The 11,959-nt window shown below is 36.8% G+C and carries 12 protein-coding genes; 2 read left to right on the top strand and 10 right to left on the bottom strand.

The features are described from left to right. Positions 1–13 precede the first annotated feature (13 nt). On the top strand, positions 14–883 hold the full coding sequence (locus ACFSQ0_RS05705) for a universal stress protein (protein WP_379045427.1): 870 nt from the start codon (positions 14–16) through the stop codon (positions 881–883). 47 nt (positions 884–930) lie between these two features. Here ACFSQ0_RS05705 and hisIE read toward each other — a convergent pair whose 3' ends face one another. Genes hisIE through hisG form a run of 8 tightly spaced genes read right to left on the bottom strand, consistent with a single transcriptional unit; the run spans position 931 to position 7,798 of the window. Further along, the gene (gene hisIE / locus ACFSQ0_RS05700; protein ID WP_379045424.1) at positions 931–1,518 is read right to left on the bottom strand and encodes a bifunctional phosphoribosyl-AMP cyclohydrolase/phosphoribosyl-ATP diphosphatase HisIE; all 588 of its coding nucleotides are present in this window, start codon (positions 1,516–1,518) and stop codon (positions 931–933) included. Continuing rightward, positions 1,515–2,267, bottom strand: coding sequence for an imidazole glycerol phosphate synthase subunit HisF (gene hisF, locus ACFSQ0_RS05695; protein WP_379045421.1), 753 nt, complete (start codon positions 2,265–2,267; stop codon positions 1,515–1,517). Before hisF ends, hisIE begins: the two co-directional genes overlap by 4 nt. Then, positions 2,261–2,974 (bottom strand): 1-(5-phosphoribosyl)-5-[(5-phosphoribosylamino)methylideneamino]imidazole-4-carboxamide isomerase, encoded by a 714-nt coding sequence (gene hisA, locus ACFSQ0_RS05690; RefSeq protein WP_379045419.1) that lies wholly within the window; start codon positions 2,972–2,974, stop codon positions 2,261–2,263. The genes hisF and hisA overlap by 7 nt, the downstream gene beginning before the upstream one ends. Continuing rightward, complete coding sequence (gene hisH / locus ACFSQ0_RS05685) at positions 2,971–3,549, bottom strand: imidazole glycerol phosphate synthase subunit HisH (RefSeq protein WP_379045416.1); 579 nt, start codon at positions 3,547–3,549, stop codon at positions 2,971–2,973. Before hisH ends, hisA begins: the two co-directional genes overlap by 4 nt. Beyond that, positions 3,546–4,637 carry a bifunctional histidinol-phosphatase/imidazoleglycerol-phosphate dehydratase HisB gene (gene hisB / locus ACFSQ0_RS05680; protein WP_379045413.1) on the bottom strand — a complete coding sequence of 364 codons (1,092 nt, stop codon included), beginning with the start codon at positions 4,635–4,637 and terminating at the stop codon, positions 3,546–3,548. The genes hisH and hisB overlap by 4 nt, the downstream gene beginning before the upstream one ends. Then, positions 4,609–5,658, bottom strand: coding sequence for a histidinol-phosphate transaminase (gene hisC, locus ACFSQ0_RS05675; RefSeq protein ID WP_379045410.1), 1,050 nt, complete (start codon positions 5,656–5,658; stop codon positions 4,609–4,611). Before hisC ends, hisB begins: the two co-directional genes overlap by 29 nt. Next, complete coding sequence (hisD, locus tag ACFSQ0_RS05670) at positions 5,655–6,941, bottom strand: histidinol dehydrogenase (RefSeq protein WP_379045408.1); 1,287 nt, start codon at positions 6,939–6,941, stop codon at positions 5,655–5,657. Before hisD ends, hisC begins: the two co-directional genes overlap by 4 nt. Then, positions 6,941–7,798: an ATP phosphoribosyltransferase gene (gene hisG, locus ACFSQ0_RS05665; RefSeq protein WP_379045405.1), complete on the bottom strand. Its 858-nt coding sequence runs from the start codon at positions 7,796–7,798 to the stop codon at positions 6,941–6,943. Before hisG ends, hisD begins: the two co-directional genes overlap by 1 nt. Positions 7,799–8,364: 566 nt before the next feature. On the opposite strand from hisG, the gene ACFSQ0_RS05660 reads away from it, so the two are divergent. Further along, on the top strand, positions 8,365–9,750 hold the full coding sequence (locus tag ACFSQ0_RS05660) for a TrpB-like pyridoxal phosphate-dependent enzyme (RefSeq protein ID WP_379045402.1): 1,386 nt from the start codon (positions 8,365–8,367) through the stop codon (positions 9,748–9,750). 734 nt (positions 9,751–10,484) lie between these two features. Here the strand turns inward: ACFSQ0_RS05660 and ACFSQ0_RS05655 are convergent. Both ACFSQ0_RS05655 and ACFSQ0_RS05650 read right to left on the bottom strand, forming a co-directional pair. Further along, a complete protein-coding gene (locus ACFSQ0_RS05655; RefSeq protein WP_379045399.1) occupies positions 10,485–10,856 on the bottom strand; it encodes a DUF2200 domain-containing protein in 372 nt (123 codons plus the stop codon). A 20-nt stretch (positions 10,857–10,876) separates the two neighbouring features. Beyond that, positions 10,877–11,056: a hypothetical protein gene (locus ACFSQ0_RS05650; protein ID WP_379045396.1), complete on the bottom strand. Its 180-nt coding sequence runs from the start codon at positions 11,054–11,056 to the stop codon at positions 10,877–10,879. Positions 11,057–11,959 lie beyond the last annotated feature (903 nt).

The following is an 11,959-nucleotide window of genomic DNA, read 5'->3' as shown; positions in this document are numbered from 1 at the left end:
TAAGTCTATTATCATGAAGGAGTTGAAAAAAGAAATGACGGTCATGTTGGCCCTCGATTTAACCGAAATGGATGCGGTATTACTGCGCTATGTGAGTTTTTTAACCCAAGTGTTGCCTATAAAACATGTGTATTTAGCCCACAACATTAAGCACTATAAAATTAATGATTTATATGAGGATTTGCTCGATGATGATATTTCTATAGATAATATTGTAGAGCAGAGTATGCAAAATAGTGTTGATACTCATTATACAGGTGATTCACCTTACTCTATCTTGCTCACTAGCGATGATTATACAGAAGGGATCCTAAGTCATTTATCTAGTGAGTATGCAATCGACTTGTTAATTTCGGGTAATAAAAATGCACTACAAGGTACTGGAGCCATGAATCAAAAACTGGTACGCATGCTTAAAGCGGATTTGATGCTGGTACCCGAGGAAACGCCATTTACCTTAAATCGTATCTTGGTACCTACAGATTTTAGCGCCGCTTCGGCACAATGTTTTAAATTGAGCGAGGCTTGGAGCCAAACCGTAAAAGCAAAGATTCAAGGCTTGCATGTTTATAATATACCCTCCTCCTTTTATCCGTATATCAACACTGAAAAAGCTATTGATAAAACCGAGAAGCATCTAAAGGAAAAGGTAGATTGGTTTGTTAAAAAATATAAAATTGATGCTCAGGTTCCTTTTACCTATGTTTATAGAGAAAATGCTTCTATAGCCGATAGTATTGAGGAGTTTGCAGATAAAGCAAAATGTGACTGCCTAGTAGTAACAGCAAAAGGAAGTAGCGCAATTAAAAGTTTATTTATAGGAAGCGTAACCAATGAGCTGCTTAGCAATCACCGTAAAATGCCTTTGTTGGTTATCAAATAGCACATTTTGGCAGTTCGTTAGAACTGCCAAAATTTTCGCTAAAAAAATTACTTTTTTCTTCTTTCAATCAACTTATCTTCCACTTCTTTTAGCGAAGTTTCTTTGGCTTGCAAAAGCACTAAAAAGTGATAGAGCATATCGGCTGCTTCGTTTAAAAATAAATTTTTATTTTGATCCTTAGCCTCAATAATCAGCTCTACACTTTCTTCACCAAATTTCTGAATTACTTTGTTCAAGCCTTGATCCATAAGTTTTTTGGTGTACGAATTTTGGTCGTCAGATCTCAAGCGGTCTTCAAGGATAGTTTCCAATTCATATAAAAAATTCCCTTGTGTAGCAAAGCATGATTGACTACCTGTATGGCAGGTAGGTCCGTTGGGTTTAGCTAAAATGAGTAGCGTGTCTTGGTCGCAATCGCTTATAATTTTCTTTACGCTTAGTGTGTTTCCAGACGTTTCTCCTTTGGTCCAAATCCTATTTTTAGAGCGGCTAAAAAATGTAACTTGCTTGGTAGTTCGTGTTATATTAAGCGCTTCCTGGTTCATATACCCCAACATTAGCACTTGTAAATTACGGTAATCTTGAACAATAACGGGTAGTAATCCGCCTGTTTTTTCAAAGTTTAAATTGTTCATCGTATAGGTAAGTTTTTTTGTTTTAAAATTTGTTTTAATTCTGGAATAGGCACTTCTCCAAAGTGAAAAATACTCGCTGCCAAGGCTCCCGATGTTTTCGTTTTTTTGAATACCTCGGCAAAATGCGATGCTCTGCCCGCACCGCCCGAAGCAATTAAGGGTAGGTTGACGCACATGCCGGCAAGTTGCATTAATTCTATATCAAATCCGTCTTTGGTTCCGTCTTGATTCATTGAGGTTAATAAAATTTCACCCGCACCTAAAGTTTCAACAGTATGCAACCACTTTTCAAGTTTAATGTGGGTGTTTATTCGTCCTCCATTTTTAAAGACAAAATAATTACCGTCGATTTTTTTTACATCAACCGCTACCACCACACATTGATTGCCAAATTGATCGGCTATTTCTTTTATTAAATGGGGTCGATTTAATGCTGCGGTGTTAATACTAACTTTGTCGGCTCCCGCCTTTAAAAGACTGCGTACATCTTCTACACTACTAATGCCGCCACCTACGGTAAAAGGAATATTAATTTCCTGAGCAATTTTTTGAACAAGATTTACCAAGGTTTTGCGGCCTTCGTTACTGGCTGTGATATCTAGAAAAACCAGTTCATCTGCTCCCTGTTGCACATACAATTTTGCCAAATCAAGCGGATCGCCTGCATCTATAAGGTTTAAAAAATGAACCCCTTTTACAGTTCGATTATTTTTAATGTCTAAACAGGGGATAATTCTTTTAGTTAACATAATTCGCTTAGATTTTTAAGGTTAATTTGTCCTTCATAGATTGCTTTGCCCACGATAACACCTGCGCAACCTAAAGCTTTTAACTTTTTAATATCTTCAATAGAATGCACCCCGCCACTGGCGATAAGTTGGCATGAGGATTCTTTTAAAATTTCTGCATATAAATTAAAGGCGGGGCCGGTGAGCATTCCGTCTTTATTAATATCAGTACAAATAACGTGCTGTACACCTTGTTTTTTAAACGATTTTATAAAATCTACCACATCGAATTCACTTGATTCTTGCCAGCCCATACTGACAATTTTTCGGTCTTTGGCATCGGCACCTAAAATAATTCTTTCGGGGCCGTAGGTTTTTAGCCAAGATAAAAATACTTCGGGTTGTTTTACAGCAATACTTCCGGCAATAATTTGCTGAGCACCGGCGTCAAAAGCCATTTGAATGTCTTCTTCTCGTTTGATTCCACCTCCAAAATCGACTTGCAATTGGGTGTTTTTACAAATAGCTTCCAAGCTTTTGTAATTAATGATTTTATTCGCTTTCGCGCCGTCTAAATCGACTACATGCAAATGGGTGAATCCTTGGTCCTCAAAAGATTGAGCAACAGCAACCGGATTGTCACTATAAGTGGTTGATTGACTGTAATTTCCTTTTTGTAAACGGACACATTTTCCGTTAAGGATATCAATAGCAGGTATAATTTTCATAGTGATAAAAAGTTTTTTAAAATTTGCTCACCCGCTATTCCCGATTTTTCGGGGTGAAATTGCGTGGCGTAAAAATTGTCTTTTTGTAAAACGGCACTAAACGAAAGGTCATAGGTGGCTGTAGCCTGTGTGAAATCACACCACTCGGCGTAATAAGAGTGCACGAAATAAAAGTAGGCCTGTTGGTCTAGACCGCTAAATAATGGCTGGTCGTTAAATTGAAGTTTATTCCAGCCCATATGCGGCACCGGTAATGGAGTGTTAAATTGTTTTACCTTAGTAGGAAATATACCAAGACCTAGGGTGTTGTTCTCCTCTGAATGCGTACACATTAATTGAAGGCCTAGACAGATGCCCAAAACCGGTTGTTCTAGTTGCGGTAAAAGCTTGTCAATTCCCGTTTGCTTAAGTTCATTCATCGCCACGCTAGCTTGGCCTACACCAGGGAAAATTATTTTATCGGCTTGTTGAATTTCGTTTAAATCTTTACTGAGCTTACAGCTGTAGCCCAATCGATTAATGGCGTGCATAACAGATTGAGTGTTTCCTGCATTATAATCTAAAATAACAATCATAAAATTCCTTTTGTGCTGGGTATATTAAACGTTTCATTCTTATCTATAGCGGCTCGTAATGCGCGTGCAAAAGCTTTAAATATAGCTTCAATTTTATGGTGTTCATTTTCTCCTTCGGCCTTTATGTTGAGGTTACAACGGGCGGCATCTGAGAAAGATTTAAAAAAGTGCATAAACATTTCGGTAGGCATATCGCCTATTTTTTCACGTTTAAAATCGGCTTTCCATAATAGCCAAGGTCTACCACCAAAGTCGATTGCCACTTGTGCCAAACAATCGTCCATAGGTAACATAAAACCATATCGGTTAATTCCTTTTTTATCGGCTAAAGCCTCTAAAAAGCAATCGCCTAAACAAATGGCTACGTCTTCGATACTGTGGTGCTCATCTACTTCCAAATCGCCATTAACTTGAATGTTTAAACCTATTTGAGCGTGCTTTGCAATCTGTTCAAGCATATGATCAAAAAAGCCTATACCTGTTTGGATGCTAGTCTCATCGGGTTGATCTAGATTTAAATCGATTTCAATCTTTGTTTCATTGGTAATTCTCGACTTTGAAGCTTTTCTAGGTTTTTTCTTTAAAAATTGATAAATAGTTTCCCAAGAAGTGCTGCAAAGTGCTGCTTGGTTTTGAGGCTCACCTAAATAAATGGCTTGAGCATTTAAATTTTTTGCTAATTCAATATCGCTTATACGGTCGCCTATTACAAACGAATTTTCTAAATCGTAATCACCATAAATATAAGCCTGCAACATACCCGTATTAGGTTTGCGCGTAGGTGCATTTTCTTGGGGTAAACTAGAATCAATATGCACCGCCTTAAATTCAATACCTTCATTTTTAAAAGCGGTCAACATTTTGTTATGAGCGGGCCAAAAGGTGTTTTCGGGAAAAGAAGAGGTTCCCAAACCGTCTTGATTGGTTACCATTACCAATTCATAATTTAATTCGCGAGCTATTTTTCCTAAATAGGTAAATACGCCGGGGTAAAAACTGAGTTTCTCAAGACTATCAACTTGTTGATCGGGTTGAGGTTCTAATATTAAAGTGCCGTCTCTATCTATAAATAATACTTTCTTTTTCATAGCTTTTAAGTGTTTTGAGTAATTGTTTGTTTTCTTGTGGACTTCCAATACTAATCCGTAAAGAATTTTTGATCAAGCTTGAGCGGTCGCGTACCCGAATATTATTTGATAGAAGAAAGGCGTGTAATTTTTCAGCCTTGGGTGTTTCTATCAATAAAAAATTGGCTTGGCTAGGATAGACATACGTGATGCATTCCAGTTTTTTTAGTTCATTTTCTAGATGTGCTTTTTCTTGAAGAATTAAGTTTATTTCATTTTGAACATCTTGTTTTTGGGCGAGCCTATTAAAAGCGGCTTGAGCGTTTATAGTACTGATGTTATAAGGTGGTTTAATTTTATTTAGCCACTGTACTATCATTGGTGAAGCATAGGCTATCCCTAAACGAATTCCGGCTAAACCGTAAGCCTTACTTAAGGTTTGGCAGACGATTAGATTTTTCCTTTTACTTAATTGAGATAAAGCACTTTCTTCTTTACTAAAATCGATATAGGCTTCGTCTATCACCAAAACACCCGAATAAAAATCTAGTAATGCTTCTATGTCCCGAATCGGTATTGAGGATCCTGTTGGATTGTTAGGCGAACAGATAAAAAGCAATTTGGGCTTATATCTTTCAATACTCGCTTTCGCGGATTTTATGTCGATCAATTGATTGTTAATTAGAGGCTCTCTGATTACTGAGATATCATTGATCTGCGCTAAGACTTCATACATACCATAGGTGGGTGTAAAAACCATAACGCTATCTTGTTTGGGGGTGCAGAAAAGCCGAAAACATAAATCAATGACCTCGTCGCTGCCGTTGCCTAAAAAAACTTGATTGGTAGCCAAACCTTTTAAGTTGGCTAAAGCCGATTTAAGTTGGGTGTGATAAGGATCTGGATAGCGGTTGAGTTCTCCAAACGGATTTTCGTTTGCATCGAGCAAAATTAAATCTTGTTGGTTGCTTTCGTGCCTAGCCGAAGAGTAAGGTTTTAAGTTACGCAATTCGGGTCTGATAAGTTTCTCTATCTCATTCATAATTTAAGGTTATTTATTCTTAAATCGACTGCATTTTTGTGACCAGCCAAGCCTTCAGCCTCAGCCATTAAAGCAACCGCATCACCAAGATTTTCAATGCTTTTTTTAGTGATCTCTTGAAAAGTGACTTGCTTGCAAAAACTCAAAGTAGATACGCCGCTATAGCTTCGGGCAAAACCAAAAGTAGGTAACGTGTGGTTGGTGCCGCTAGCATAATCGCCCATAGATTCGCAACTGTAATGCCCCAAGAAAACCGAGCCAGCGTTGCTAATTTTGTCGGAATATTGCCCCGCTTCATCAATTGCCAGTATGAGGTGCTCGGGGGCATAAAAATTACTCAATTTAAAGGCCGTAGGCAGATCTTTTACTAAAATAGCCACGCTATTAAGCAAAGCTTTTTCGGCTATTTCTTTTCTTGGTAATTTTTCAACTTGCTCTTTTAAGGCAGCTAAGGTTTGCTTTAAAATTGCTCTACTTGTGGTTAATAGCACCACCTGGCTATCTGGCCCATGTTCGGCTTGGGCAATTAAATCTGACGCTACAAAGTCTGGGTTAGCGCTTTCATCTGCAATAACAAGCACTTCGCTGGGGCCGGCAGGCATGTCAATAGCTATTCCATTTTGTTGTAAAATTTGCTTGGCATGCGTAACATAGGCGTTTCCAGGACCGAAGACTTTATCTACTCGTTTAATGCTTGAGGTACCGTAACCCATGGCAGCAATAGCTTGTGCACCACCAATATTATATACTTCGGTAATATTTAGTAAATCGAGACAGAAAGCTACGGCGGGATGCATACTGGCATTACCTTTAATGGGGTGGCAAACAACTATACGCTGGCAATTGGCCAAACGAGCAGGAATACCCAGCATTAGAATACTTGAAAACAAGGGAGCGGTACCTCCCGGTATGTAAAGGCCTACATTTTCTATAGGTTTATTTTCCTGCCAACACACTATTCCCGCACTTGTTATTATCTTCTTCTTTGGCGATAACTGACTGGCGTGAAATTTTTTAATATTCGCATAAGCTTTTAGAATGGCTTGTTTTAGGGGTTCATCTAGTTGTGTTGCCGCTTGTTGAATTTGATATTTTTCTATTTTAAAATCCGCTTGACGGGAATTGTCATACTTCTCATTAAAAAATTGGATGGCTTGATCTCCCTTTTCGCGAACTTGCCGAAGAATATTTGCCGTATCCTCAATTTGTTGTTCAGTTTGTTGCGACGGTCGCTGTAAAGCTTTTTGCGATTCCTCTATTGTGGGGGTATATAAAACTTTCATTATAAAACCATTTTAATGATGGGGATGATTAATATATCTTCGGCACCTGCAGCTTTTAGCTGATCTATAACCGACCAAAATTGATTTTCGTCGATAACAGAGTGCAGCGAACTCCAGCCTGGCTGGGCGAGAGGCAAAACCGTGGGGCTTTTTAAAACGGGTAAAATTTGGCTTACCGCATTAATTTTATCATTGGGTACGTTAAGTAAGACATATTTACTTTTCTTAGGTCTTAAAACGGCATCCATTCTAAAGACCAATTTATCTATGCTTTTTTGTTTTACGGAATTGATTTTTTGAGACTTAATCAGCACTGCTTCAGAATTAAGAATGGTTTCTACCTCACGTAAGCCATTATTAAATAGCGTTGTGCCAGAGCTAACCAGGTCGCAAACTGCATCGGCTAGACCAATGTTGGGAGCAATTTCAACTGAACCTGAGAGGGTGTGAATTTCGGCTTGAATATTATTTTTGGTTAAGTAAGCGCGAAGGGTATTGGGATAGGAGGTAGCTATTCTCTTTTGAGTTAAAGCAGAAATATCGTTGTAATTTTCAGCTTTGGGAATAGCCAAAGAGAGTCTGCAGGAGGCAAAACCCAATTTCCTTAAAACATCATAATCGACCTGCTGCTCTATTAAAATGTTTTCGCCTACAATACCGAGGTCAACAATGCCATCTTCAACATATTCTGGAATATCGGCGTTGCGAAGCAGTAGAATTTCTAGCGCAAAATTTTCAACCACAATCTTTAACTGATTGTTTCCTTCCTTAAAATTTAAGCCGCTTTCTTTTAAAAGTTGAATGGATTCTTCATACAAGCGACCTTTTTTTTGAATAGCAATTTTTAATTTACTCATTGTTTTTTGGATAAATAGGTCTGAGTAAATCAAAAAAAAAACCGCCTGATTTACTCAGACGGTTTGTTTAAAAAATATAGTTTGCTTTACATACAACATACCCTTTTCACTTCGCCTGATGAGCAAATATGAAAATGATGATGATGTAAGTTTATAAAGTACATTTCGTTTTGTTTAGGCTACAAAGCTAATTTAAACAAATTAAAATCTGTAAAAAACAAACTGAAAAATCATGTTAAATATTTAAGAACGAAATATTTTTGCTGATTTCTGTGATTTTTTTGATGATTTAAATATTTGATAATTAAAAAGTTGTACGAGAAAATAGTAATTATGCTTAAATTTTTTTTCCTTTATTATTTTTTGAAAGTAAAAAGTTTAAATAACTTTGCACACATAATGAGAAAACTAACTTTAAATACAACGTGGTGGTGGCACAGCTTAAAACAGGCGTGCTACTTTGCTATTGGTATATATTAAAGTTATAATCTCTTCGAGAGAAAAGCCCGTCTGTAAATTTTTACAGACGGGCTTTTTTATTTTATCAATTTTTAATTTTTTATTTTATGACAAAAAAGATTTATCTACCCGAAAACGAAATGCCTAAGCAATGGTATAATATTGTGGCCGATATGGCACAGAAACCATTACCTCCATTAGACCCTAAAACCTTAGAACCACTGGCGCCAGAAGCTTTAGAACCCATTTTACCTAAAGCCTTGATAGCACAGGAAATGAGTCAGGAACGCTATATTGATATTCCCGATGAGGTTTTAGAAAAATACCGTGTTTACAGGCCTTCTCCGCTTTTTCGGGCTAGTGGTTTAGAGAAAGCATTGGGTTATTCGGGTAAAATTTATTACAAGTACGAAGGCGTTAGCCCAAGTGGGTCGCACAAGCCTAACACGGCGCTTGCCCAAGCTTACTACAACAAAGAAGAGGGAATTAAAAAATTAACCACCGAAACCGGAGCAGGACAATGGGGAACGGCCTTAGCGTATGCCTGTGCACAATTTGACTTGGAGTGTGAGGTATATATGGTGAATGTAAGTTTTAAACAAAAACCCTATCGAAAAATTTTGATGAATACTTTTGGAGCAAATGTATACGCTAGTCCGTCGCAACGCACCCAAGCGGGAAGAGCTGTTTTAGAAGACGATCCAAATCATACCGGAAGCTTGGGTATAGCAATATCTGAGGCAGTAGAGCGAGCCGTGCAAGAAAATGATACAAAATATTCTTTGGGTTCGGTGTTAAATCACGTGCTTTTGCACCAGACTATAATTGGTTTGGAAACGCAAAAACAATTGGCAATGGACAATGCCCAAGCCGATGTAATTGTTGCCCCGTTGGGTGGAGGTTCTAATTTTGCTGGTTTAGCTTTTCCTTTTTTAAAGGAAAAAATGCAAGGAACTTCCAATACGCGATTTGTAGCGGTAGAACCCAGTAGTTGCCCAAAGCTTACACAAGGGAAATTCAGGTATGATTTTGGTGATAATCAAGGCTATACTCCATTAATGCCAATGTATACCTTAGGTCATAATTTTGTACCGGCAGGAATTCACGCTGGTGGCTTGCGCTACCATGGCGCTAGTGTTTTATGTAGTCAGCTTTTAAAAGACGGTTTTATTGAGGCAAAAGCTATTGATCAACTTACCTGTTTTGAAGCTGGAATACTATTCGCTAAAGCGGAAGGAATTGTTGCTGCACCAGAATCAACCCACGCTATAGCACAAGTTATTCGGGAAGTAGAGCAAGCCAAAATTGAAGGCGCTCAAAAAACAATAGTGTTTAACCTATCGGGTCACGGATTTGTTGATATGGCGGCTTATGGCGATTATTTAGACAATAAGCTCACCAATCACCGCGTAGATAATACGGCTGTGCAAAAAAGTTTAGATAAAATTAAGCGTTATCAACCCGATAACTTTTTAAAAGAATTGACTTATTGAAGGTTAATTAATGTGCTAAAATAATTCCCTATTGGTGTTTACGCGAATAGGGAATTTTTTTAATTCTTTCCTAACTATTTAAAACGCTAATCGATTAAAATCCTATAATTCCACTTATTATCATATAATTAGATTTTGAAGGTAGACGCATTCAGTAATTATGCTAAAAAACACTAAAGGGATAACCTGATTTTTTTAGGATAAATCAAAAGCCTTAAATTAATGATAAAAGAAATAAGCAAAAAAATACGATACTCAAAATTATCACTGTAGTGTTAATGATAAGATACAACCTATTGATGTTTTTTTTGGCAAGGCTGCTAAGAATTAATGCGATGGTACAGAAAAGCAAACCTAAATAGTTAGCCCTAAACCTTCCTCTTAGCCATTGAGGTAAGTAACTTTTAAATATCTGAATGCGTTCGGTTTGGCTTTGGCCTGAATTATAGGCATATATCTATAAACCGTATACTACAATTGGTGTCAATACGCATAGCATATTGGTTATGGTTAGCATTTTGTACGATTTATTAAATACTAATTTCATTAATTTGAACGCTTTCAAAAATAACACTAAATTACAAGTAGTTATTTTAGTAATTCAGATTTATAATTGCTTATAGTTGGTCTTGATAGTTTTTCCAAGCTCAAAACACGCTATCCTTTCATCTCTCAATTTTCAATGAAACATTTGGCATGATTAAAAGCATACTTTTATAACAACGCAGCTTATTTTAAGCTTCCCTTAAGATTTTCTCCATTTTTCGTCCTTTTGCCAATTCATCAACCAATTTGTCTAAATATCGAACTTGTCTGTAAATTTCGAACTCGTCCTCAATATCCTCAATTCGGTAGCCGCAAATAACACCTTTAATTAAATGTGCATTGGGATGCAAATTTGCTTTTTGAAAAAAGGCTTCAAAGGTGGCTTTTTCTTCGATAAGTGACTGCAAGTTATTTTCATCATAACCGGTGAGCCATTCAATTACTTGATGAAGTTCTTGTTTTGTTCTTCCTTTCTTTTCAACCTTGGTCACATAATGTGGGTAAACCGATGCAAAGGTCATTTTGGCAATCTGTTCGTTCTTTTTAGCGGTAACTTTCATTTATTTTAATTTTTATTCGGTTATTTTCGCATAAAGTCAAAAGCTCCTTTTCTGAGTTGTATTCCATATTCCAGGTAAGCTTTCAAGCAAGCTAAGAAATTTGCCCATCCTCCTGAATTTTCCAGGGCCCATTTCAGATTGTCTTCACTAAATTCTTTTCCATTTTCGTTTACTTTCACTAGAGTACTTCCGTCTGCCATATTTTCTAATGTTATATTCACAGTGGTCTCGGGATCCCAAACAAATGAAATAGCGTCATACTTATCAGTTTTAACATGTTATTGGAAATTGTTCCTCAAATTCTGGAAATTTCCAAATCACCTCACTTCCCGTTTCCAATCGTCCGCTACTTTTAGAGATAAAGTAATTTGTCATTTTATCAGGATTCACAATTCTGGATTATACTGAAATAGGTTGACCTTTTTTACGGTTTTTTTTGGTTGATTAACTATTACTTTTAAATAATTAGTTCAGATAAATTTACATCATTTTTTCGATAGGCTCTGTATTTGATTGTTGAATTTTTATGTACTTGAGCTGGCTTTCTTAAATCCAGGCTAAAATGTGTTCTTAAGTTATTGTAAATATACACGGCTTGTGCTGTCATTTCCTGCGCTAATTCGGAGTTTTTAATCGTTTGTTTTAGTTTATATTTATATTAAAGGGTATTGTAAATACATTCTTAAACTACGTTTTCATAGGGATCATACTGTTCGTTCATACTTATAACACTATTATTTTTTTTTAGCAAATTGGGTGTAATTGGGGTTACGGTATTGAAAACTTCTGTTAGAGCGGTGAATCAATTTTTCATTGGAGTATTTTCTATTTTTAATAGCCATAGCCGGATATAGACTTCCCAAAAAAGGGAATGCCTATAGTAAACCACCAGAATATTGGATTGAACGACTCAAAAAACAAAATTAAAAGATAATGAAAAACGCTTCTTCAAGACGTAATAGAATGCTACACCCCAAAATCAAGAAAAACCCCATAAAGTGATAGCAATAAACCATTCAATACGCAAAGAGGTGTAATTTATAAGCTTTTTGGGTATCCTAAGTCTACCGCTAAGAAAAGAAATGTTGCTAATCATCTCTAAA

Source organism: Mesonia sediminis (genome assembly GCF_042684705.1).
Lineage (GTDB): Bacteria > Bacteroidota > Bacteroidia > Flavobacteriales > Flavobacteriaceae > Mesonia > Mesonia sediminis.
Note: the sequence above shows the minus strand (reverse complement) of the source record. Positions and strands in the feature narration are given on the sequence as shown.